This is a genomic window from Streptomyces sp. NPDC053755 (assembly GCF_040677675.1).
Lineage (GTDB): Bacteria > Actinomycetota > Actinomycetes > Streptomycetales > Streptomycetaceae > Streptomyces.
Genome location: NZ_JBFASK010000005.1, coordinates 47,525 through 69,860 on the forward strand (window position 1 = coordinate 47,525; position 22,336 = coordinate 69,860).

Below are 22,336 nucleotides of genomic sequence, written 5' to 3' on the forward strand. Positions count from 1 at the left end.
CTCGTGAAGCGGTCCCGGCCGACCTGTGCGGACGCCGCCCCGCGCGGGCACGCCCGGAGAACCACCGCCCCGCCCCACCGCCCCCACCGTCCCGCGCCGGACCCCAGAAGGAGACCGCACCGTGCCCGCCACCACCAGGAAACAGGTGCATCTCGCCGCGCAGCTGCCCGGCATCCACAACGTGACCGTCTGGTCGGACCCGCGTTCCGGGAGCCAGATATCTCCCGACTCCTTCATCCGGCTCGCGCAGACCGTCGAGCGCGGCAAGTTCGACTTCTTCTTCCTCGCCGAAGGGCTGCGGCTGCGCGAGCACAAGGGGCGGGTCTACGACCTGGACATCGCGGGGCGCCCGGAGAACCTGACCATGCTGAGCGCCCTGGCCGCCGTCACCACCCGTCTGGGCCTCGCCGCCACGGTCAACGCCACCTTCAACGAGCCGTACGAGGTGGCGCGCCGGTTCGCCACCCTGGACCGGCTCAGCGGCGGGCGGGCCGCCTGGAACGTGGTCACCAGCCACGACGCGTTCACCGGCGAGAACTTCCGCCGGGGCGGCTTCCTGCCCGAGGCCGACCGCTACACCCGGGCCGCCGAATTCCTCACCGTCGCACGGAAGTTGTGGGACAGCTGGGCGGACGGCGACCTGAAGGCCGATGCGGCCGGCGGCGCGTTCGTCACGCCGGGGGCCGGCCGCTTCGCCCACCGGGGGCGGCACTTCGACATCTCCGGCCGGTTCACCACCCCGCCCGGCCCGCAGGGCCACCCGGTGATCATCCAGTCCGGCGAGTCGGACGCGGGCCGGGAGTTCGCCGCCTCCGACGCCGAGGTCGTCTTCAGCAGACACAACCGGATCGACGCGGCCCGGGACTTCTACCGGGACGTGAAGCGGCGCCTGGCCGCGTACGGCCGGAGCCCCGACGATCTGCTGATCCTCCCCACCGCCGGCGCGGTCGTCGCGGACACCGACGAGGAGGCCGCCGCGTACGCGGAGGAGATCAGCCGGGAGCTGGTGAGCCCGCAGACCGCGATCGCCCACCTGGAGGCGGTCTGGGGCCGTGACCTGTCCGCCTACGACCCCGACGGGCCGCTGCCCGACATCGATCCTGAGGACGAGGCCCACTTCCTGAAGGGGCACACCGTCTTCCGCAGGGACCGGGCGGAGACGGCGCGGCAGTGGCGCAGGCTCGCGGAGGAGCGGAATCTCTCCATCCGGGAGCTGGTCATCGAGGTCGGCGGACGCCAGACGTTCGTCGGCAGCCCCCGGACGGTCGCCGACGCCATCGACGACTACGTACAGACCGAGGGCGCCGACGGTTTCGTCCTCGTCCCCCACCTCACCCCGGGCGGCCTCGACGACTTCGTGGAGCGGGTCGTGCCGATCCTCCAGGAGAAGGGCGTCCACCGCGGCGATTACACCGGCACCACGCTCCGGGACCACCTGGGTCTGTCCGCCGCACCCCGCCCCGCCGGGTGGGGCGGCCCCGCAAAGGCCTCGGGCGACAGGCACGACGACAAGGAGACCTCCGCATGACCGGCACGATCGGCGCGCCAACGGGCACGACCGGCGCGACAACCGGCACGTCCGCCACCTCCGGCCCGTCCGGCACCGTCGACGTCTCCGGCGCGACGCCCGGCCCGTCCGCCGGCTCGGTTACCGCCGGCGCCGCCGGCTCCCCCAGCTCCCCGCTGCACCTGGCCGTCGCGCTGGACGGCGCGGGCTGGCACCCGGCGGCCTGGCGTGAGACGGAGGCACGGCCCGGTGAGCTGCTCGACGCCCCCTACTGGGCCGGCCTGGTCGCCGAGGCCGAGCGCGGCCTGCTCGACTTCGTCACCTTCGAGGACGCCCTCGGCCTCCAGTCCGCCGCCTTCCACCTCCCCGACGACCGCACCGACCAGGTCAGGGGCAGCATCGACGCGGTGCTGCTCGCCGCCCATCTCGCCCCGCTCACCACCCGCATCGGCCTGGTCCCCACCACCAACGTCACCCACACCGAACCGTTCCACCTGGCCATCGGCATCGCGACCCTCGACCACGTGAGCCGGGGTAGGGCCGGCTGGCGCCCGCAGGTGTCGTCCCGCGCGGCCGACGCCGCGCACTTCGGCCGCCGCACCACGCCCCTGCTCACCGAGGAGGACGTGACCGAACCGGAGCTGATCTCCCGGCGCCTGCACACCCTCTTCACGGAAGGCGCAGAGGTGGTGGAGACGGCACGGCGGCTCTGGGACAGCTGGGAGGACGACGCGGAGATACGGGACGCGGCGACGGGCCGCTTCCTCGACCGCGACAAGGTCCACCCCGTCGACTTCGAGGGCAGCACCTTCAGCGTGAAGGGCCCGTCGATCACCCCGCGCACCCCGCAGGGCCAGCCCCTGGTGGTGAGCCTCGCGCACGCCACCACGCCGTACGAGTTCGCGGCGCTCGGCTCGGACGTCGTCGCCGTCACCCCGCACGACCGGGCCGGCGCGGCGGCGATCCTCGCCCGGATCTCCGAGGCGGTGGAGCGAACCGGCCGGGACGTGGAGGATCGCCCTCTCCGGGTCTTCGCGGACCTCGTCGTCCTCCTGGACGGCGAACCGGGCGCGGCCGCCCGGCGCACGTCCCGCCTGGACGCGGCGGCCGGAGGCAGGCTCGCCTCCGACGCCCGGATCTTCGCCGGCACCCCCGCCGAACTGGCCGACCTGCTGCTCGACTGGCGCTCCACCGGCCTGGACGGCTTCCGCCTGCGGCCGGCCGCCCTTCCGCACGACCTCGAAGCGATCACCCGGGGCCTGGTCCCGGAGCTGCAACGGCGCGGGGCGTTCCGTACGGAGTACACCTCCACCACGCTGCGCGGCCACCTGGGACTGACACGCCCCACCAGCCGCTACGCGAAAGCCGGTTGAGCGCCACCATGGGGGCCTGGCGCACACGGGCCACCCGAACTATGGTGTCCCACCACATACGCCCCTGACCTGCCCCTTCCTACGGTGTGGCGACACCGAAACGTCCCCGTACCTGCCTGGAAGTGGTGCACATGGCCGCCGCAACGCCCTCCCCGACGCCACCGAACTCGCTCAAGCGCATCGTCGCCGCCTCCCTCATCGGCACCACCATCGAGTGGTACGACTTCTTCCTCTACGGCTCAGCCGCCGCGCTGGTCTTCAACAAGCTGTTCTTCCCGGATTCCGATCCGCTGGTCGGCACGCTGCTGTCGTTCCTGACGTACGCGGTCGGATTCGCCGCCCGGCCGCTGGGCGCGCTCGTCTTCGGGCACTACGGGGACCGGCTCGGACGCAAGAAGCTGCTGGTGCTCAGCCTGTTGCTGATGGGAGGCGCCACCTTCGCCATCGGGCTGCTGCCGACACACGCCACCGTCGGGTCCGCCGCGCCGCTGCTGCTCACCGCGCTGCGGCTGGTGCAGGGCTTCGCGCTCGGCGGGGAGTGGGGCGGGGCGGTCCTGCTGGTGTCGGAGCACGGGGACGCCGAGCGGCGCGGCTTCTGGGCCTCGTGGCCGCAGACCGGCGCGCCGGCAGGCCAGTTGCTCGCGACCGGTGTGCTGTCCGCGCTGACCGCGCTGCTCTCCGACTCCGCCTTCCTCTCGTGGGGCTGGCGCATACCCTTCCTGCTCTCCGGTGTGCTGGTCATCGTCGGCCTGTGGATCCGCCTCTCGGTGGACGAGTCGCCCGTGTTCAAGGCGGCACTCGCCGCGGCCGAGGAACGCAAGGCGGCGGCGGGACAGGTGGAGAAGATGCCGCTGGTCGCCGTCCTGAAGCACCACTGGCGCGATGTGCTCGTCGCGATGGGCGCGCGGATGGCGGAGAACATCAGCTACTACGTGATCACCGCGTTCATCCTCGTCTACGCCACGACCTCGGTGGGCCTGACCAAGCAGACCGCGCTGAACGCCGTCCTGATCGCCTCCGCCGTCCACTTCGCCGTCATCCCCCTGTGGGGCGCGCTCTCCGACCGGATCGGCCGCAAGCCCGTCTACCTCATCGGCGCGGTCGGTGTCGGCGCCTGGATGTTCCCGTTCTTCGCGCTCATCGACACCGGGAGCTTCGGCAGCCTGCTGCTCGCCGTCACCGTCGGCCTGGTCCTGCACGGTGCGATGTACGCCCCGCAGGCCGCGTTCTTCTCCGAGATGTTCGCGACCCGGATGCGCTACTCCGGGGCCTCCATCGGCGCGCAGTTCTCCTCGGTCGCCGCCGGCGCTCCGGCGCCGCTGATCGCCACGGCGCTGCTCGCGGATCACGGCTCCTCGACACCGATCGCCCTCTACGTGATCGCCGCCGCGCTCCTGACGGTCGTCGCCGTCGCCTGCGCTCGCGAGACCCGCAACCTCGACCTCTCCGAGGTGGCCGAGGACGCCGCGCCGGCCACGGCCCCGGTTCGCGCGGACGCCTGATCCTTGACGCGTCGACGCGAAGGGCGCCGGTTCCCGCAAGGGGCCGGCGCCCTTCGCGTGCGTGCCTCAGCGGCTGACCGCCGGGGCCATGGCGTGCAGCCGCAGGGCCAGCTGGATCTCCAGGGCGCGGGCCGGGGACTGCCAGTCGGGTCCGAGGAGCCGTCCGATCCGTTCGATGCGCTGGGCCACGGTGTTCACATGGACGTGGAGATCGTCCTTCGTCCGGGCGGGGCTCATGCCGCTCGCGAAGTACGCGTCCATCGTCCGCACCAGGTCCGTGCCACGGCGCGCGTCGTAGGCGACGACCTCACCGATCGTGCGCTCGACGAAGCCCTGGATGTCCCGGCCGTCGGCGAGGAGCAGGCCGAGGAACCCCAGGTCCTCGGCGGCCGCGCCCTCTCCGGAGCGGTGCAGCAGACGCAGCGCGTCCAGGCAGCGGCGGGCCTCGTCGTACGCGGTGGCGACCCGGCCCGGCCGGGCGAAGGGGGCCTCCAGGGGGGCGGAGGCGCCGACCGTGACCGGCTCGCGCACGGCGCCGCCGAGGTGTCGGGCGGTCTGCCGGGCCAGGTCGGCGGCGCTCTCCCCCCGGCCGAGGGGAAGCAGCAGCACGGTGCCGCCGTCGCGTGCGGAGGCGAGGCCGTGCCGGGTGGCGGCCAGGTGCGAGGCGCCGGACCAGAGCCGCTGCCGGTCCGCGCTCTCCCGCACGCCGCTCTCGCCGTCGCCGCCGGCTCCGCCCCGGTCGATCCGGGCGGCGAGGACCACGTGGGGCGCGTCGACGTCGGTACGCAGTCGGGCGGCCCGCTCGCGCAGCAGGCGGCGGTCGCGGTCGGGGGCGTCGAGGAGGTCGTCGAGCAGTTCGCCGCGCACGCGCTGCTCCGCCTCGCCCGCCGAGCGGCGGGCCAGCAGGAGCAGCGAGGTGACGAGGGCGGCCCGCTCCAGCGTCCGCTGGTCGACGGGGTCGAGCTCCGGCTGGCCGCTCAGGACCAGGGCGCCGAAGGTCTCGCCGCCGGCCGACACGGCGGCCACCCACTGGTCGCCGTCCCGGAGCGCGCGGCCGTCGGCGAGCGGGGCGGAGCTCCGGGCGCCCTCGACGAACTCGACCGCGCCGCCGAGGACTTCGGAGACCGCGCTCGCGACGTCGAGGACGCCGCCGCCGCGCAGCACCAGCTCGGTGAGCCGGTCGTGCACCTCCGAGGCACGTTCGATGACCCCGCTGTGCTCGCGGATGATGTCGTTGGCACGCTCCAGTTCGGCGAGGGCCGAGCGGGTCTCGGCGAGGAGGTTGGCCGTGTCGATGGCGACGGCGGCGTGCGCGGCGAAGGAGCCGAGCAGGGCGACCTGCTCCCGTTCGAAGACGCGCGCGCGCCGGTCGGCGGCGAAGAGCACGCCGATGACCTGGCTGCCCAGGGTCAGCGGGACGCCGAGGATGGCGACGAGCCCTTCGTCCCCGACGGCGGTGTCGATCGTGCGGGTGTGCTGGAAGCGCGCGTCGTCGAAGTAGTCGTCGGTGACGTAGGGGCGGGCGGTCTGGGCGACCAGGCCGCCGAGCCCTTCGCCCATGCCGAGGCGGAGCTGCTGGAAGCGCGCGGACACCGAGCCCTCGGTCACGCGCATGTAGGTGTCGCCCGCGACGGGGTCGTTGAGGCTGAGGTAGGCGACCTCGGTCCCGAGGAGGGAGCGGGCCCGCTGGACGATGGCGCGGAGCACCGCGTCGAGGTCGCGCAGTCCCGCGAGGTCGTGGGCGGTCTCGAAGAGGGCGGAGAGCTCGGCCTCGCGGCGCCGTCGCCCTTCCAGCTCGGCCCGGACGCGCAGGGCGAGCTGCTTGGCCTGCTCGAGTCCGGCCAGCGCCTCGGGGCCCGCGCCGCTCGCGCGGGCGAGCAGCACGGGCCGGTCGTACGCCTCCGTCGCGGCTCCTCGGGCGAGGAGCTCCAGGTAGGAGACCTGTTCGTGGGACATGGACACAGGGATACCTGCCGTACGGGTGATCGCACCAGCCCTGTGGACGACCCTCAGTGTGCGGTCCAGCCGCCGTCGAGGGTCAGGGAGGTGCCGGTGATGAAGGAGGCCTGGGGAGTGCAGAGGTAGAGCACCGCTTCGGCGACCTCGTCCGGCTCGATAAGCCGCTTGAGCGCCGAGTCCTTCAGGAGGACCTCGGTCAGGACCCGCTCCGGCGGGATGGAGTGGGCGGCCGCCTGGTCGGCGATCTGCCGTTCGACCAGGGGCGTACGCACATAGCCGGGGTTGACGCAGTTGGAGGTGACCCCCCGCGCGGCGCCTTCGAGCGCGGCGGTCTTGGAGAGTCCTTCGAGACCGTGTTTGGCGGCCACATAGGCGGACTTGTAGGCGGAGGCGCGCAGACCGTGGACGGAGGAGAGGTTGACGATGCGGCCCCAGCCCTGGGCGTACATGTGCGGCAGGGCGCCCCTGATCAGCCGGAAGGGGGCTTCCAGCATCACGGTGAGCACGGTGTGGAAGACGTCCGGCGGGAACTCCTCGATGGGGCGGACCAGCTGCAGTCCGGCGTTGTTGACGAGGATGTCGGCGCCCGCGGCGGCGGCCTCCGCGGCGTCCAGGTCGGTGAGGTCCAGGATCTGCGGCTCGACCGTGCCGGCCAGACCGGTGGCCTGCTCGGCGAGGGCGGCGAGCCCCTCGGCGGCGCGGTCGACGGCTCTGACCCGGGCCCCGGCGGCGGCGAGCCGGAGCGCGCAGGCGCGTCCGATGCCCCCGGCCGCGCCGGTGACGAGCGCGCTGCGGCCGGTGAGGTCGAGCGTCACGTGTGCGGGGCTGGGCCCCGGCGCGGGCACCGGCTGCCCGGCCGGGATCCTCGCCGGGCGGGACGGCGGGACCGGGGCCGGAGCCGCTGCGGGGCCGGAGGTGGTGGGGGCGCTCATGCTCCGCACCTTATGAAGCGCCCCACCGTCAACCGATGTGTGCCGGGCCCATACTTCCGCTCGATGGCGTGGTGTCGAACCATGTGGGTTCGTCGGCGAGCGCCTGCTCGATCCGGAAGTGCGAGAACCGCTTCATCTCGGGGAGCCCGTCCCTCTCGAACCAGCCGACGTCCGTGGACTCCTCGTCGTTGACCCGGGCCTCGCCGCCGACGGCCCGACACCGGAACGAGATGTCCATGAACTGGCACTGGTCGCCGTTGGGATAGACGACGGGCTTGCGCAGCGTCTGGACCAGCACGACCCGCTCGACCTCGCAGCGCACCGCGGTCTCCTCGTACACCTCGCGCACCGCGCAGTCGGCGGGCTGCTCGCCGGGCTCGACGATGCCGCCGATGATCGACCACAGGCCGTTGTCGGCCCGCCGGCCGAGCAGGACGCGGCCCTGCTCGTCGAAGACGACGGCGCTCACGCCGGGCAGGAACAGCAACTGGTGGCCGGCGCTGGCCCGCAGCTCGCGGATGAAGTCAGGTGTACCCATGCGTCGACCCTAGAGGTTGGCAGATCAGGCGCGGGCCTGGCGGCGGGCGCGCAGGAGGCGGAGCGCCGACCAGCCGAGACCGGCGGCGGCGAGGCCGGCCAGGAGCGCCTCGGGCAGGGTGCCCACGCGGGTGGCCGGGGTGAGTGAGGAGCGCAGCGGGACCTCGTCGACCAGCACGTCGGGGGTGAACATCCGCGACTCCCGCACGATCTTCCCGTCCGGCATGATGATCGCGCTGACGCCGCTGGTGACGGGCACGACCACGGCCCGGCTGTGCTCGACGGCCCGGACCCGGGACATCGCCAGCTGCTGGTAGGTCATCTCGCTGCGGCCGAAGGTGGCGTTGTTGCTCGGTACGGTGATCAGCTGGGCGCCGTGGGTGACGGTGTCCCGCACGGCCCAGTCGAACGCGGCTTCGTAGCAGGTGGCCAGGCCGACGCGCGTCCCGGCCAGATCGAAGACGCCGATCGCGTCGCCGGGCCCGAAGTCACGGCTCACCCGGTCCACGTCGCTGTTGAAGAGCCGCACGAAGGACCGCATCGGGATGTACTCGCCGAAGGGCTGGACGTGCCGCTTGTCGTAGGTGGCGACGGGGCCCTTCTCCGGGTCCCACTCGATGAGGGTGTTGCGCAGCTTCCCGGTCTCGGGGGCGATGACCGCGCCGATCACGGTCGGGACGCCGATCGCCCCGACCGCCTCGTCGATGACGTCCCGGGCGTCGGGGTTGGCCAGGGGATCGATGTCGGAGGAGTTCTCCGGCCACAGCACGAAGTCCGGCCGGGGCTCGCGGCCGGCCTTGACGTCCGCGGCGAGTTCCTTGGTCCGGGCGGCGTGGTTGTCCAGGACGGCGCGCCGCTGGGAGTTGAAGTCGAGGCCCAGCCGGGGCACGTTGCCCTGCACCGCGGCGACGGTGGCGGTACCGTCCTGCGCCGAGTCGTCGACTAGGGGCAGCGCGGCCACAGCGCCGGTGACCGGGACCAGGACGGCGAGGACGGCCGCGGCGAGGGGACGGGGCGCGAGGGCGCCGGTCGCCCGGCGGGCGCGGAGCTGCCGCACGGTCTCGTACAGGCCGAACCCGCAGAGCGCGACGGCGAACCCGAGCACCGGTGTGCCGCCCACGGCGGCCAGCGGCAGGAAGACTCCGTCCGCCTGCCCGAAGGCGATCTTGCCCCAGGGGAACCCGCCGAACGGGACACGCGCGCGTGCCGCCTCGGCGAGGATCCACACCGCGGCCGCGAACACCGGCCAGGCGGGCAGCCGCGAGACGACCGCGATTCCCAGCCCGGCGGCGGCCACGAACAGCGCCTCCACCGCCGCGAGGGCGACCCACGGCACCGGGCCGACCTCCTCGCCCGTCCAGACGAGCAGGGGCAGCAGGAAGCCGAGGCCCGCGAGATAGCCGAGGCCGAACCCGGCGCGCGGCCGACGGGCCCGCAGAGCCCAGCCGAGCAGCGCGAAGCCGGGCAGCGCGAGCCACCACAGCGGGCGGGGCGGGAAGCTCAGGAAGAGCAGGAGCCCGGACAGCGCGGCGGCGCCCGGCCGCACGAGACGGCGTCCGAGACGCCGCAGCCGGCGGCCGGCGGCCGGTTCGGGTTCCGCGGCGGGGCCGGAGGCGTCGACGGGGGTGAAGGTGGTGCTCACACGCGGAGTCTACGGCGCGGCACGCCGTCGGCAGGAGTCCGGTCCAGACCTCTTCGCCATGGGGGGCGGGCGTCGCCGTCCCCATCCGCTGCAACGTTTCTGCGCATTCCCTCCACAAACCCCCGGCTCCCCCGTTACGGTGTCGGCCAGGCTGATCGGGGGTCGACGGGGATGACTGCACCACCTGCGGCTGAGCGGGTGGCCGCGCGCGAGCGCGGCCGGGCGCCGGACGTCGCCGGGGTGGTGATCCTGGGCGCCTGCGCGGCGTGGTCGCTGGTCAGCGCCGCCGGACGCGAGGCCCGCCCGGAGGGGATCCTCCTCGCCGTCCTCGCCCTCACCGCCGGATACGCCTGCGGCCGGATCTGCGGCACCCTCCTGCCCGTCGCCGCGGCGGCTGCCGCGTCGCTCGCCGCGCTCGGCCTGGCGCTCGCCTCGGGACCCGGCGTGCCGGGTGCCACTCCGGCGGCTTCCGTGCCGCCCGGGCACACGGGAGCGGCCGCCGCGCTGCTCGTCCTCGCGGCCGGCGCGGCCTGTGGCGCGGCCGTGGCGGCCGGCTCGGGGCCCGCGCGGCTGGTGCTGCGGGGGCTGGCGCTCGCGGTGGCGGGTGTGGCGGTGGCGCTGGGCTCGGTGGTGGGCGCGCTGGCGGCGCTGGGTGTCCTGCTCTGCTCGCTGGCGGCGGTACGCATGCGGCGCCGGGCCCTCGGGCTCGCGGGGCTCGCGCTGGCGTCGGGTCTGGTGGTGGGGGCGTCCTGGGCGGTGGCGGAGGACGCCTTGCCCGAGGGCCTCACGGTGTCGCTGGAGGGCCAGCTGACCGGCCACCGGGTCCTGCTGTGGCGGGACGCCGTGGCGCTGGCGGAGGAGAACCCCTTCCTGGGCGCCGGTCCCGACCGGTTCGGGGCGCTGAGCCCGACGTCCCGGGAGACGCTCGCGGCGGACGGCAAACCGCATTCCGCGCCCCTCCAGCAGGCGGCGGAGCAGGGCGTTCCGGGAGTGGTGCTCCTCGGGGCGGCGTACGGCTGGCTGGTGTGGGGCCTGGGAGTCTCGCCGCGCTCGACGGCGGTGGCCCTGACGGCCGGCGCCACCCTGACGGCGCTCGCCGCCCTGGCGGCGGTGGGCAACGCCCTGAGCTTCACACCCGTGACCGCGGGCATCGGCCTCCTCGCGGGCCTCGCGACGGCCCGCTCCCCCGCCCCGGACCCGGACGGCGGATGGCGGGCCGGCGTACGGGGCGACACGTAAGCCCGCGAGCTCCCGGGCACGCCGCCGTCGCGAGGCCGGACGAGAGCCTCAGCGCCCGGACGCCGGCGGCGCCACGGGACCGGCGCGGAAGCGGGCAGGGGAACGAGCGCCCGGGACGACGGCGTACCAGACACGAGCCCGGGACATCGGCGTACGGGACGAGACCCCGGCCCGGCGGGCCGGACGAGTTCCGGAACCGGCGCTGCGGCTACGGCTCCGCCCGTCTCACGCGCTCGTCGGCCCCGTCGTGGTCGGAGGTGCCGGGGGGATGGTGGGGCCGGTGGGAGCGATCGGCTCCTCGGGCACGGCTCGGGCCGCGGCGGAGGCACGGGCCAGCCGGTCGCGGATGACGCGGACCGCCTCCTCCGCGTCGTCGACCGTGACGGTGAACGCGCGCCCGTCGTCCAGTTCCAGCACGAGCGCCTCGCCCCTGCGGACGATGACCCCCGTGCCCTTCTCGGGGCGCCAGCGGTAGCCCCAGCCGCCCCAGTGACGCGGTGTGACCGGCGCGACCTCGACGCCGACCACCTGCGACAGCGGGATCCGGCGGCGCGGAAGGCCGACGTGGCCGCAGCGGACCTCCAGCGCGGTGTCGTCGACCTTGACCGCCACATGGACGAACGCGAGGGTGCCGAACATCATGAGGAGCCCCGCCGCCACGCACCCGATCACCGACATGAGCAGCGGGGCGATGCCGGACGTCCACGGAGAGTCCACGGCCAGCTCGATGCCGAGCGCGACGAAGGCGGCGCCCGCGATCGCGAGGACCCACTGGATGCGGTTGGTCGCGCGACCGGTCCACACCTCGGGAACCGGAACGTCGGAGCTCAGGGGCCGGGGATGGTGGGGGTGACGGCGATGGTCCCTCATGGCTCGCAGCCTACTCACACTCCGCTCGCGCGGCTCGGCGCCCGCCGCACCCGGGGTACGTCAGCGGGCCGGGGTTGCCACTCCGAGCAGACGGCCTTCCGCGTAGCTCAGGGCGGCGGCCGGCAGCCGGGAGGGCCGTCCGCTGTGGATCACGGTCAGGTCGCCGACGGGGGCCGCGGTGGGAGCGGGCTCGGCGCCGATACGGCGCAGGGCCTGTGCGGCGACTGCCCCGGCCGAGCCGTGGAAAACCACCGGCGGGAGGTCGGTGTGCTGGACCGCCGCGCGGATGCGCTCGGCGACCAGCTCGTAGTGGGTGCAGCCGAGGACGAGGGCGCGGACGTCCCGCGGGGTGAGGGCCGCGGCGGCGGCGACGGTCCGCTCGACCGCCGCCGGGTCGGCCTTCTCGACGGCGTCGGCGAGACCGGGGCAGGGCACCTCGGTGACCTCGGCCCCGTCGGCGAACTCGCGGATGAGTCCGCGCTGGTACGGGCTGCCCGTCGTGCCGGGGGTCGCCCAGATGGCGATCCTCCCGCCGTCCGAGGCGGCCGGCTTGATCGCCGGGACGGTGCCGATCACCGGGATCCCCGGCTCCAGCGCGGCACGGATGGCGGGCAGGGCGTGGACGGAGGCGGTGTTGCAGGCGACGATCAGGGCGTCCGGCTCGTGCGCCGCGGCGGCGCGGGCGACGGCCAGCGCGCGGACCGTGATGTCCTCGGTGGTGCGCGGGCCCCAGGGCAGACCGTCGGGGTCCGAGGAGAGGACCAGATCGGCGTCGGGCCGCAGGCGGCGAACCGCGGCCGCTGCCGGGAGCAGGCCGATTCCGGAGTCCATGAGCGCGATCTTCACCCGGTCACCCTAGCCGACCACCCTTGCGTCCCCGGCGATCTGGGGCAGACTGCGGCGAATGAGCGCCATTGCCTGGATCGCCGTGGGTTCGCTGGCCGCCTGGGGGTGGCTGCTGCTGGGTCAGGGGTTCTTCTGGCGTACGGACCAGCGCCTGCCCGAGGACGTCGGGCCCCCGCGCGGGGAGCCGCGCGACTGGCCGCGCGTGGCCGTCGTCGTACCGGCGCGGGACGAGGCGGAGGTGCTGCCGCTGAGCCTGCCGTCGTTGCTCACCCAGGACTATCCGGGCGAGGCGGAGGTGGTGCTCGTCGACGACAACAGCACGGACGGCACGGGAGGACTCGCGCGCCGGCTGGCCGAGCGGTACGGCGGACTGCCGCTGACCGTCGTGACCCCGGGCGAACCGGCGGCCGGGTGGACCGGGAAGCTGTGGGCGCTGCGTCACGGCATGGCGCTGGCCCGCGCGCGGAAGCCGGAGTACCTCCTGCTGACCGACGCGGACATCGCGCACGAGCCGGACAGCCTCCGCCTGCTGGTGGGTGCCGCGGCGGCGAACGACCTGGACCTGGTCTCCCAGATGGCCCGGCTGCGGGTGGCCAGTGGCTGGGAGCGCCTGGTCGTCCCCGCCTTCGTCTACTTCTTCGCCCAGCTCTACCCCTTCCGCTGGATCAACGGCCGCCGTCCCCGCGCCACGGCGGCGGCGGGCGGGTGCGTCCTGCTGCGGACGGAGACCGCCGAGCGGGCGCGCGTGCCGGGGGCGATCCGGCAGGCGGTGATCGACGACGTGTCGCTGGCCCGGGCGGTGCGGCGGGCGGGCGGGCGGATCTGGCTGGGGCTGGCGGAGCGGGTCGACAGCATCCGCCCCTATCCGCGCCTCGCGGACCTGTGGCGCATGGTGTCGCGCAGCGCTTACGCCCAGCTGCGCCACAACCCGTTGCTCCTGGCCGGCACGGTGACCGGCCTGTCCGTCGTCTATCTGACGCCGCCGGTGGCGCTGCTGACGGGAGTGGTCGGCGGTGACGCGGTGGCGGGTATGGCGGGGGCGGCGGCCTGGGCGGTGATGACGGGGACGTACGTTCCGATACTCCGCTATTACCGTCAGCCGCTCTGGACGGCTCTCACCCTTCCCTTCACCGCCCTGCTGTACCTCCTGATGACGGTCGACTCGGCCGTCCAGCACTACCGCGGCCGGGGGGCGGCGTGGAAGGGCCGGACGTACGCCCGTCCGCACGCCGCCCCCGACCCGTAGTCATTTGCGGCCGGGCGTCCAGTTCATGCCCCAGCCGTACGCCTGGTCGACCGTCCGCTGGGGGCTGACCCCGCGCTGCGGGACGAGGTAGCGCGCCTCCCGCCGTACGACGAGGTCGCCGTTCTCCCGGGTGAGGAGGGCGAGGGCGCAGACGGTCGAGGGGACGGTGCAGTCGTCGAGGGAGAAGTCGACGGGGGCGCCGTGCTGCGGCTGGAGGGTGACGGTGGCGTGCAGATCGGCGAAGCTGCGGGCGCCTTCGTAGATGGTGACGAAGACGAGGACGCGGCGGAGCCGGTCCCGGTGGTCGAGGTTGACGGTGAGGTTCTCGCCCGCGGCGAGGGCTCCGGTGCGGTCGTCCCCGTCGAGATGGATGTACGGGGGCTGGTGGAGGGACCCGAAGGCGTTGCCGAGCGCCTGGACCACGCCTTTGCGGCCGTCGGTGAGTTCGTAGAGGGCGCACAGGTCGAGGTCGAGGTCGGCGTGCTGGGCGACGGCGCGGCCGAGTTTGGCGCCCCAGCCGGTGAACTGCTTGCGCGTCTGCCAGTTCAGGTTCACGCGCAGGGCGCCGGAGGTGCCGCCCTGCTTGGCGAGGGAGACGGTCGGCGACTCCTTCGTCAGGGTGACTTTCGTGAGCCGGACGGGCTGCGGGGGTGTGGCGCTCGGCGCGGCCTCCGGCTGTGGCGGGGCGGCCGCCGGCGCGGCGCTCGGTACGGCCTCCGGCCGTGGCGGGACGGGCGCCGGGGACCCGGCCGACGGCCGTCGCGGTTCGTCCACCGTGATGCCGAAGTCCGTGGCCAGACCCGCGAGGCCCGAGCCGTATCCCTGTCCCACCGCCCGGAACTTCCAGGCGCCCTGGCGGCGGTAGAACTCCCCGAGGAGGAAGGCCGTCTCCACGGTGGCGTCGGTGCTGTCGTACCGGGCGATCTCCGCCCCGCCGTCCGCGTCGACCACGCGGACGTACAGCCCGGGGACGCTTCCGAAGGCCCCGCCGTCGGCGGAGGCGGCCAGGACGATCCGCTCGACGGCCGGTTCGACCCGCCCCAGATCCACCGCGACGGTGTCCGTCATGGGGCCGTCCCCGTCTCCGGGCGCGCGCTTCCCCTCGTGCCGGACGGCCCCGGAGGAGTGCTGAGGCTGGTTGTAGAAAACGAAGTCGGCGTCGGAGCGCACTTTCCCCGACACAAGGAGTAGCGCCGAGGCGTCGACATCCGGCACACCCGCACCTGATCGCCACCCCAATTCCACGCGCACCTTCCGCGCGTGCACCGGAACATTCGCTCCTTTAAGCATGGACACGCTCGCCCCCATCGCGGCCGCTCGGACATCAAGATTTCTTTACGTCAACCTAATGCCGGGCATGCCGGACCGACCCGGCCGACCCGTGGGTAACCCCTCCCCAGCTCGGCTTTTCAAGATCGACGCTCTTCCGGGCGACCGTTTTTGTCACGTTCGCTCGCATTGTGGATCGACAGTCGCTCGGAACCCGTCAAACAACCCTCTTATCGGGCTCCCCAACCAGCACATCGTGGGCTTAACTTATGTGCCATGACCTCCCCGCGCTCCACCTACGGAGGCGGTTACTACACCGCGCCGTCGTTCCCCGACACCCCGATCTACGACTCCCTGGTCGCCGAGCGGGGCACGCCTCAGATCGCTCCGATCCGAGTGCCTTCCGCTTACGACACCGGCAACGGCTACCTGCCGGCGTTGCCCTCGGCCCTGCCCGCCCTCCCGGCGGCACCCAGCCACCCCGCCCCGTCCTACGTCGGTGCGTACGGCTATCCGCAGCCCATGCAGCAGATGGCCCCCGTCCCGCTGCAGCACGCCCCGGCGCCGTACATCCCGCAGCAGCCCGCCGGCCCGCGCGGCTACCCGGGCGTCCAGCCCCAGCAGCCGCAGCGTCCGGTGGCCACCGGGTACGAGGCGATGCGCCCGGCGGCCGCACGGCCCGCCCCGGCGCCCGCCCCGTACGACGACCCCTACAACCGCCCGTACCAGGGTGGTGGGTACTGACCGACACCGGTACGGAGCGGCTGGCAGGATGACGGCATGTCGATTCCTGTCGTGCGCTCCGTCCATGTCCACCCGGTCAAGGCGCTGCGCGGGGTCGCGCGCGCCGAGGCGGAGGTCGAGCCATGGGGACTGGCCGACGACCGCCGCTGGACCGTCGTGGACGCGTCGGGCAAGGTCGTGACCCAACGCCGTCATCCGCGGATGGCGTTGGGGTCGGCCGAACCGCTGCCGGGTGGTGCCGTCAGGGTGTCCGCCCCCGGCCGCGCGCCCCTGACGATCGAGGTGCCGCGGCCGTCGGCCACGATCCGGGTCGAGGTCTTCGACACCCCCGTCGAGGCGGTCCCGGCGGGCTCCGACGCGGACGCCTGGTTCAGCGCGTTCCTGGAGACCGAGGTGCGGCTCGTCCACATGGACGAGCCGGCGCACCGTCGCCCGATCGACCCGGCGTACGCACTGCCGGGCGAGACCGTGAGCTTCGCGGACGGATACCCCCTGCTGGCCACCGCCTCCTCCTCCCTCGACGCCCTCAACGCGCTGATCGCGCAGGGCGATCACGCCGCCGAGGGCCCCCTGCCGATGAACCGGTTCCGGCCGAACGTGGTCCTGGCGGGCACCGCGCCCTGGGCCGAGGACGACTGGACCCGGCTCGCCATCGGCGAGGTCACCTTCCGGGTCGCCAAGTCGTGCGGCCGTTGTGTGGTCACCACCACCGACCAGGAGACCGCCGAGCGGGGCAAGGAGCCGCTGCGGACCCTCTCCCGGTACCGCAAGGACGGCAGCCGGCTGATCTTCGGACAGAACCTCGTCCCCGAACACACCGGCACGATCCGGGTGGGCGACGAGGTCAAGATCCTCGACTGAACCCGGCCGAACCGGGCGGGCAGCCCCGGCGGGAGCCGGGGAACACGCCCGACGGGCGGGGAACCCGCCCCGGGGTCGGACTCGTTGGGAGAGCGACGACGAGGAGGGGGTGCGAGCCGTGCGGGCAGCCACCGGGGTCTGGCGCTGGCGCCGCAATCCCCTGTGCCGGGCCACGGACCTGATCGAGGCATGGGTCGCGCTGACGACCCTCGTGCTGCTCCTGTGCGCCGTGCCCGCGGCCGGCTGGATCTCCGCCACGCGCACCGACGCCTCCCTCCAGACCGCCGTGCGCGCCCAGCACGAGCTGCGGCACCCGACGACGGCGCGGGTGGTCCGGCTCGCCGACGCCCCCGCGCCGGACGCGCGGCATCCCGAGGCGGCCGAGGAGGCGCGGCTCCGCAGGGCCGTGGTGGCCCGCTGGACCGCTCCCGACGGGACCGTACGGACGGAGACGGTGTCCACCCGGTGGGATCTCTCCGACCCCGGGGACACCTTCCGGCTCTGGACCGATCCGGGCGGACGCCCGGTGGCCGCGCCGATGGAGAAGGAGACCGCCCGGGCCCACGCCGTCATCGTGGGGCTGTTCACGGCGGCCCTGGCGGCGGTGTTCCTGGAGGCCGCCAGGCGGGTGGTCGTACGCCGGCTCGTACACCGTCGGTACGCACGCCTCGACCGTGCGTGGGCCAGGGCCGGTCCCGACTGGGGCCGCACGGGCGCGGGCAGCTGACTCGTCAGCCCCGCGCGCCCGCGCGCGCTACGGTGGGGCATCGGATCAGCGGCGACGCATGAGGCGGGGGCAGAACACACCCATGGCACAGGGCACGGTCCAGGTGACGCACACCGGCACATCGCGGTGGCGGCGGCGCACGGGTGAGTACGCCTCCCTCGCCGCAGCTCTGGAGGCCGCCGGGGACGGCGACGTCCTCACCGTCGCGCCCGGCACGTACCGGGAGAACCTCGTCATCCAGCGGTCCGTCACGCTGCGCGGACCGGAGGGCGGGCTCGGCTCGGTCCGGATCGCCCCCGTCGACGGCGTACCCCTCACCGTCCGGGCCTCGGCGACCCTCCAGGACCTGCACATCGAGGGACAGGACACCGCCGCGCCCGCGCTGTTGGTCGAGGACGGCACGCCCGAACTGCTCGACCTGCGGATCGTGACCCGCTCCGCGGCCGGGGTCGAGGTCCGCGGCGCGGCCCGTCCCACCGTCCGGCGCTGCACCGTCGACAACCCGGCCGGGGTCGGGATCGCCGTACTGGACGGCGCGGGCGGGGTGTTCGAGGAGTGCGAGATCGTCTCGGCCGGCCAGTCCGGAATCTCCGTCCGCGGCGGCGCGCATCCCCGGCTGGAGCGCTGCCGGGTCCACCACGCCTCCGGCGCGGGGATCGCCGTCCACGGCGAGGGCAGCGGCCTGGAGGGCATCGGCTGCGAGGTGTACGAGATCAAGGGCGCCGGGCTGCAGATCGCCGCGCGGGCCACCGCCCACCTCACCGACTCCTCCGTGCACCGCACCTCGGCCGACGGCGTCACCCTGGACACGGACGCGGTCCTGACGCTCTCCGACTGCGACATCCACGACATCCCCGAGAACGCCGTCGACCTGCGTTCGCGTTCCGTCCTCACGCTCACCCGCTCCACCGTGCGCCGCTTCGGACGCAACGGCCTGTCGGTGTGGGACCCGGGCACCCGGGTGGACGCCAACCAGTGCGAGATCCACGACAGTACGGGGGACTATCCGGCGGTCTGGGTCAGCGACGGGGCGACGGTCGTGCTCGACGCCTGCCGGGTGCACGACGTGCCGGACGCGCTGTTCGTCCTCGACCGGGGCTCGCGCGCCGATGTCGTCGACAGCGATCTGTCGCAGGTGCGGAACACGGCGGTCTCGGTGAGCGACGGGGCGACCGCGCAGCTGGACGACTGCCGGATCCGCGAGGCGTCCACGGGTGCCTGGTTCCGTGACCACGGCAGCGGCGGCACCTTGGCCGACTGCACCATCGACGCCGTACAGACCGGCGTGATCGTCACCAAGGGCGCCGATCCGACGATCGAGCGGTGCACGGTCACCTCACCCGCGGAGGCCGGTTTCTACGTCTCGGCGGAGGGGCGGGGCTCGTTCCTCGGCTGCCGGGTGACCGGGAGCGGCGGGTACGGCTTCCACGTGATGGACGGCTGCCGGACCACCTTGCGCGCCTGTCGCACGGAGCGGTGCGCGCGCGGCGGGTACGAGTTCGCCGAGGACGGGCCCGTGGTGGAGGAGTGCACGAGCGACGAGAGCGGGGTGCGGACGGCTCCGGCGGACGCCGGCACCGTACTCACCGCGAACGCGGTGGCGACCCGGACGGCCGGGCTGCTCGGCACCGTTCCCGGTCCGCGCTCCGCCGCGTCCTCGCCGGCCGTCGCCCCGGCCGGCGAGCCGGCCCCCGCCCTGGCGCGCTCCTCGCAGGACGTGCTGGGGGAACTCGACGCGCTGGTGGGCCTGGAGAGCGTCAAGCTCGAGGTCCGCACGCTCACCAACATGATCGAGGTGGGCCGCAGACGGCAGGAGGCGGGGCTCAAGGCGGCCTCCGTGCGCCGCCATCTGGTGTTCACCGGCAACCCCGGAACGGGCAAGACGACGGTGGCCCGGCTCTACGGCGAGATCCTGGCGTCGCTCGGTGTGCTGGAGCGCGGGCACCTGGTCGAGGTGTCGCGGGTCGACCTGGTGGGCGAGCACATCGGTTCGACCGCGATCCGGACGCAGGAGGCGTTCGACCGGGCACGCGGTGGGGTGCTCTTCGTCGACGAGGCGTACGCCCTCTCGCCGGAGGACTCGGGGCGGGACTTCGGGCGTGAGGCGATCGACACGCTGGTGAAGCTGATGGAGGACCACCGTGACGCGGTCGTCGTCATCGTCGCCGGCTACACCGCGGAGATGGAACGGTTCCTGACCGTCAACCCGGGTGTGGCGTCCCGCTTCTCACGGACCATCACCTTCAGCGACTACGTACCGGACGAACTGGTGCGGATCGTCGAGCAGCAGGCCGACGAGCACGAGTACCGGCTCGCGCCGGGCACCGACGAGGCATTGCGGAAGTACTTCGGCGAACTGCCGAAGGGCCCGGCGTTCGGCAACGGCCGCACGGCCCGGCAGACGTTCGAGTCCATGGTCGAACGCCACGCGGGCCGGGTCGCCGTGCTCGCCGAGGCGGACACGGACGACCTGACCCTGCTCTATCCGGAGGATCTGCCCGAACTCCCCTGAGCCGCCGGGCCGTCGGAGCCGTGGCCGTCCTCGTCGCTCCGCTGGCGGGGCAGGGTGGGCGGCAACCGGTCCAGGAGACCGGTGCGTTCGGTGGCGAACGACGGGTGCGCCTGGTAGTCGGAGTGGCCCAGGATCGGTTCGGGCAGCGGATGCGCGTGAGTGCGGCCGTACGCGACCGGGTCGAGCAGCACGGGGCAGTCGACGGCGGGCTTGTCACCCTCGGCCGGCACTCGGACCGGGCCGCCTATGGGGTCGGTGGCCCGGTAGAGGTTGCTCCAGCAGTGAACCGTGCGATGCAGTCCGCGCAGGGCGTCGGGACCGAAGTAGGCCGGGAACCAGCGGCCGTAGAGCCGCTCCAGCGGAGAGCCGTAGGTGAGCAGCGCGACCCTCCTGCGCGTCCCGGGCGGAAGCTGCCAGACGGCGGCCGCCGCCAGCACGCTGCCCTGGGAATGGCCCGAGATGACGAGCCGGCCGCCGGTGTGCCGGGTCCAGGAGCGCATGCGCCAGGTCAGGTCGGGTACGGCCCGTTCTGCGTAACAGGGCGGGGCGAAGGGGTGGGCGGCGCGCGGCCAGAAGGTGCCGACGTCCCAGAGGATGCCGATCGTGCGGCGGGCCGAGGCGTCCTTGTAGGCGCGGCGGCCCCAGGTGACGAACAGTATGAAGCCGAAGCCGATCATCCAGGAGCCGAGGGCCTGCGCGGTGTGGGCGGCGGACGCGACGGCGGGGTGGGCGCCGTCGAAGGCGCGGCCGGGGACGTTGTCGCTGGCCCAGGCCCCGGCGACCGAGGCGGCGCCGAGCAGCAGCGTGGCCCCGGAGACGATGCCGACCAAGGCGGGCGCGGTGTCGGTGAGGCCGGCGCGGGCCCGGCCGGCGGCGATGCGTCCGGTACGGACGGGGTCGGGGTCCTTCGTGCCGTAGTCGGCCTCGACGACGGGCCCGAGGCGGCGGGCCGCCCGGGCGGTCCGCAGGACGAGGAACGCGCACGGCGCGAGGAGCATCAGCAGCAGCACCGGGATGACGGAGGCCTGCCAGCTCAGCAGGACGGGCGGTCCGATCAGCGGCCCCTCCCCCATGCCGGGGGTGGCGGGCCCGTCCAGCCAGTCGGCGACGCGCTGGGCGACGCCGCCGGACATCACGCCGCCGAGGGCGCAGGCCAGCATGGCGACGGCGGGCCCGCCGAGGCCGTACAGGGCGGTACGGGGGTGGCGGTGGGGCCGGTGCAGCAGCAGCGCCACGATGCCGAGGGCGACGACGAGGCCGCCCTGGGCGAGGGTCAGGGCGCCGAAGGCCACGTCGCCGGGGAGGGTGCCGGCGGAGCGCCAGCCGGGGCGGGACCACCCCGCGTGCACCAGGGCGAGCAGCAGCAGGACCAGGGAGGAGCAGGGCAGCCAGGAGACCAGGGCGCGTTCGACCCGCAGGTCGAGACGCTTCTCGCTGCGGCCGCGGCGGCACACCACCCAGAGGACGACCGCCGCCAGGACGAGGAGACCGGCCTGGAGGCCGCGGCCGAGCGTCTCCGCGAAGGGATCGGCGGCCGTCCGGTCGTGGCCGACGGCGGCGCCGGTGACGGCCGCCGCCACGGTGAGGAGGCCGGCGGCCGTATGGGCGGCTCGGAGCCGGGCGACGCTGCGGCGCCCGTACCAGAAGCCGGGGCGCCCGAGCGCGGGCCGGAGCCAGGACGGCGGCTGACCGCCCGGGGCGTCGGCCGCCGCGTCGGCCTCGGCGGGGTCGACGATGGCGGCCTCGGCGTCGGAGGAGTCGGCGTCGGGGGCGGGCGCGACCCGGGTCGCGGCCGCGGCCGCCTGCGGGGTCTCGGCGCCCGGGTCGTCGTACCCGGTGGGCGGGCGCTGGGCCTCGTACGCGCTCCAGGTGCGGTTGGAGAGGTACCAGAGCAGCCCGACCAGCACGGCGGGGACGACGGCGGCGAGCGCGAGGCGCCGGCCCGGCTGGGACCACCAGCCGCCTCGCTCGGCGGAGAGGAAGCCGAGCCAGGAGCGGTCCTCCGCGCAGGCGGCGGCGCCCGCGCACTGCCACGCCGTCAGGTCGAGCGCGACCTCGCAGGCGGCGGCGGTGAGCAGCACCGTCAGGGTGAGCGCGACGAGCCGCACCAGGACGCCGTACAGCCGCAGGAGACCGGGCCGGCCGTGGGCGGGCGGCCGCATCCAGTGGGCGAGGTTGACGACCATGAACGGCAGGAGCAGCAGCCACAGGGCGCGGGCGCCGTTGCCGGAGGTGAGGTTGGACCAGCAGTACGCCTCGGGGACGGGGCGCTCGGCGTAGCGCTCGGGGTGCTCCTCGGCGTCGAGATCGTCGGCCCGGCGGTACATGGCGGCGGTCGTGTCTCCGGTGACCCGCACGGTGCGCGGATCGTCCAGCATGTCCTGCGGCGTGGCTCCGCCGACCCCGTGGACGAGGAGCTCGAGCGCCGCACCCCCGCTCTTCGGGGCAGGTGTGGCAGGGGACACTTCGGTGTCTCGCTCTCTGGATGGGAGTATGCGACGGCAGACAACAGGATCGCGGAAGGCCGTGGGCCCGCGCAGGGCCTCTTGCGTAATCCGTCGGCAATCCCC

The 22,336-nt window shown here is 74.2% G+C and carries 17 protein-coding genes; 9 read left to right on the forward strand and 8 right to left on the reverse strand.

Annotation, left to right across the window (positions count from 1 at the left end; all coding sequences use genetic code 11):
* The first annotated feature begins 121 nt into the window (after positions 1–121).
* The 3 genes from AB0K65_RS07795 (at position 122) to AB0K65_RS07805 (ending at position 4,382) form a co-directional block, all read left to right on the forward strand.
* Complete coding sequence (locus tag AB0K65_RS07795; RefSeq protein WP_365714860.1) at positions 122–1,528, forward strand: NtaA/DmoA family FMN-dependent monooxygenase; 1,407 nt, start codon at positions 122–124, stop codon at positions 1,526–1,528.
* Positions 1,525–2,880, forward strand: a complete 1,356-nt coding sequence (locus AB0K65_RS07800) for an LLM class flavin-dependent oxidoreductase (protein WP_365714861.1) — start codon at positions 1,525–1,527, stop codon at positions 2,878–2,880. The genes AB0K65_RS07795 and AB0K65_RS07800 overlap by 4 nt, the downstream gene beginning before the upstream one ends.
* Before the next feature lie 131 nt (positions 2,881–3,011).
* A complete protein-coding gene (locus tag AB0K65_RS07805; RefSeq protein ID WP_365714862.1) occupies positions 3,012–4,382 on the forward strand; it encodes an MFS transporter in 1,371 nt (456 codons plus the stop codon).
* A 66-nt stretch (positions 4,383–4,448) separates the two neighbouring features.
* Here AB0K65_RS07805 and AB0K65_RS07810 read toward each other — a convergent pair whose 3' ends face one another.
* Genes AB0K65_RS07810 through lnt form a run of 4 tightly spaced genes read right to left on the reverse strand, consistent with a single transcriptional unit; the run spans position 4,449 to position 9,452 of the window.
* The gene (locus tag AB0K65_RS07810) at positions 4,449–6,338 is read right to left on the reverse strand and encodes a GAF domain-containing protein (protein WP_365714863.1); all 1,890 of its coding nucleotides are present in this window, start codon (positions 6,336–6,338) and stop codon (positions 4,449–4,451) included.
* Positions 6,339–6,391: 53 nt separating this feature from the next.
* Complete coding sequence (locus AB0K65_RS07815) at positions 6,392–7,273, reverse strand: 3-hydroxybutyrate dehydrogenase (RefSeq protein ID WP_365714864.1); 882 nt, start codon at positions 7,271–7,273, stop codon at positions 6,392–6,394.
* 28 nt (positions 7,274–7,301) lie between these two features.
* Positions 7,302–7,811: an NUDIX domain-containing protein gene (locus AB0K65_RS07820; protein WP_365714865.1), complete on the reverse strand. Its 510-nt coding sequence runs from the start codon at positions 7,809–7,811 to the stop codon at positions 7,302–7,304.
* 24 nt (positions 7,812–7,835) lie between these two features.
* Positions 7,836–9,452 (reverse strand): apolipoprotein N-acyltransferase, encoded by a 1,617-nt coding sequence (gene lnt, locus AB0K65_RS07825; RefSeq protein WP_365714866.1) that lies wholly within the window; start codon positions 9,450–9,452, stop codon positions 7,836–7,838.
* A 171-nt stretch (positions 9,453–9,623) separates the two neighbouring features.
* On the opposite strand from lnt, the gene AB0K65_RS07830 reads away from it, so the two are divergent.
* Positions 9,624–10,691 (forward strand): O-antigen ligase family protein, encoded by a 1,068-nt coding sequence (locus AB0K65_RS07830; RefSeq protein ID WP_365714867.1) that lies wholly within the window; start codon positions 9,624–9,626, stop codon positions 10,689–10,691.
* Between the two features lie 225 nt (positions 10,692–10,916).
* On the opposite strand, the gene AB0K65_RS07835 is transcribed toward AB0K65_RS07830, so the two are convergent.
* Positions 10,917–11,561: a hypothetical protein gene (locus AB0K65_RS07835; RefSeq protein WP_365714868.1), complete on the reverse strand. Its 645-nt coding sequence runs from the start codon at positions 11,559–11,561 to the stop codon at positions 10,917–10,919.
* Positions 11,562–11,621: 60 nt separating this feature from the next.
* Positions 11,622–12,407, reverse strand: a complete 786-nt coding sequence (locus AB0K65_RS07840; protein WP_365714869.1) for an aspartate/glutamate racemase family protein — start codon at positions 12,405–12,407, stop codon at positions 11,622–11,624.
* Positions 12,408–12,465: 58 nt separating this feature from the next.
* On the opposite strand from AB0K65_RS07840, the gene AB0K65_RS07845 reads away from it, so the two are divergent.
* A complete protein-coding gene (locus AB0K65_RS07845) occupies positions 12,466–13,653 on the forward strand; it encodes a glycosyltransferase (RefSeq protein WP_365714870.1) in 1,188 nt (395 codons plus the stop codon).
* Here AB0K65_RS07845 and AB0K65_RS07850 read toward each other — a convergent pair whose 3' ends face one another.
* Positions 13,654–14,961 carry a TerD family protein gene (locus AB0K65_RS07850; protein WP_365714871.1) on the reverse strand — a complete coding sequence of 436 codons (1,308 nt, stop codon included), beginning with the start codon at positions 14,959–14,961 and terminating at the stop codon, positions 13,654–13,656.
* A 237-nt stretch (positions 14,962–15,198) separates the two neighbouring features.
* Between AB0K65_RS07850 and AB0K65_RS07855 the strand changes: the two genes are divergently transcribed.
* The 4 genes from AB0K65_RS07855 (at position 15,199) to AB0K65_RS07870 (ending at position 19,766) form a co-directional block, all read left to right on the forward strand.
* Positions 15,199–15,666, forward strand: coding sequence for a DUF6643 family protein (locus AB0K65_RS07855; RefSeq protein WP_365714872.1), 468 nt, complete (start codon positions 15,199–15,201; stop codon positions 15,664–15,666).
* Positions 15,667–15,702: 36 nt separating this feature from the next.
* Positions 15,703–16,527, forward strand: coding sequence for an MOSC N-terminal beta barrel domain-containing protein (locus AB0K65_RS07860; RefSeq protein WP_365714873.1), 825 nt, complete (start codon positions 15,703–15,705; stop codon positions 16,525–16,527).
* Between the two features lie 118 nt (positions 16,528–16,645).
* Positions 16,646–17,254: a hypothetical protein gene (locus tag AB0K65_RS07865; protein ID WP_365714874.1), complete on the forward strand. Its 609-nt coding sequence runs from the start codon at positions 16,646–16,648 to the stop codon at positions 17,252–17,254.
* Between the two features lie 82 nt (positions 17,255–17,336).
* On the forward strand, positions 17,337–19,766 hold the full coding sequence (locus AB0K65_RS07870) for a right-handed parallel beta-helix repeat-containing protein (RefSeq protein ID WP_365714875.1): 2,430 nt from the start codon (positions 17,337–17,339) through the stop codon (positions 19,764–19,766).
* On the opposite strand, the gene AB0K65_RS07875 is transcribed toward AB0K65_RS07870, so the two are convergent.
* Positions 19,736–22,231: a hypothetical protein gene (locus AB0K65_RS07875; protein WP_365714876.1), complete on the reverse strand. Its 2,496-nt coding sequence runs from the start codon at positions 22,229–22,231 to the stop codon at positions 19,736–19,738. The two genes, AB0K65_RS07870 and AB0K65_RS07875, sit on opposite strands and share 31 nt — an antisense overlap.
* Positions 22,232–22,336: the final 105 nt, after the last annotated feature.

Bases quoted from the DNA above. Each gene is read 5' to 3' on its own strand.
- AB0K65_RS07800 (WP_365714861.1), top strand. From the start codon at position 1,525: ATGACCGGCACGATCGGCGCGCCAACGGGCACGACCGGCGCGACAACC.
- AB0K65_RS07805 (WP_365714862.1), top strand. From the start codon at position 3,012: ATGGCCGCCGCAACGCCCTCCCCGACGCCACCGAACTCGCTCAAGCGC.
- AB0K65_RS07810 (WP_365714863.1), bottom strand. From the start codon at position 6,338: ATGTCCCACGAACAGGTCTCCTACCTGGAGCTCCTCGCCCGAGGAGCC.
- AB0K65_RS07815 (WP_365714864.1), bottom strand. From the start codon at position 7,273: ATGAGCGCCCCCACCACCTCCGGCCCCGCAGCGGCTCCGGCCCCGGTC.
- AB0K65_RS07820 (WP_365714865.1), bottom strand. From the start codon at position 7,811: ATGGGTACACCTGACTTCATCCGCGAGCTGCGGGCCAGCGCCGGCCAC.
- AB0K65_RS07830 (WP_365714867.1), top strand. From the start codon at position 9,624: ATGACTGCACCACCTGCGGCTGAGCGGGTGGCCGCGCGCGAGCGCGGC.
- AB0K65_RS07835 (WP_365714868.1), bottom strand. From the start codon at position 11,561: ATGAGGGACCATCGCCGTCACCCCCACCATCCCCGGCCCCTGAGCTCC.
- AB0K65_RS07845 (WP_365714870.1), top strand. From the start codon at position 12,466: ATGAGCGCCATTGCCTGGATCGCCGTGGGTTCGCTGGCCGCCTGGGGG.
- AB0K65_RS07850 (WP_365714871.1), bottom strand. From the start codon at position 14,961: ATGGGGGCGAGCGTGTCCATGCTTAAAGGAGCGAATGTTCCGGTGCAC.
- AB0K65_RS07855 (WP_365714872.1), top strand. From the start codon at position 15,199: ATGACCTCCCCGCGCTCCACCTACGGAGGCGGTTACTACACCGCGCCG.
- AB0K65_RS07860 (WP_365714873.1), top strand. From the start codon at position 15,703: ATGTCGATTCCTGTCGTGCGCTCCGTCCATGTCCACCCGGTCAAGGCG.
- AB0K65_RS07870 (WP_365714875.1), top strand. From the start codon at position 17,337: ATGGCACAGGGCACGGTCCAGGTGACGCACACCGGCACATCGCGGTGG.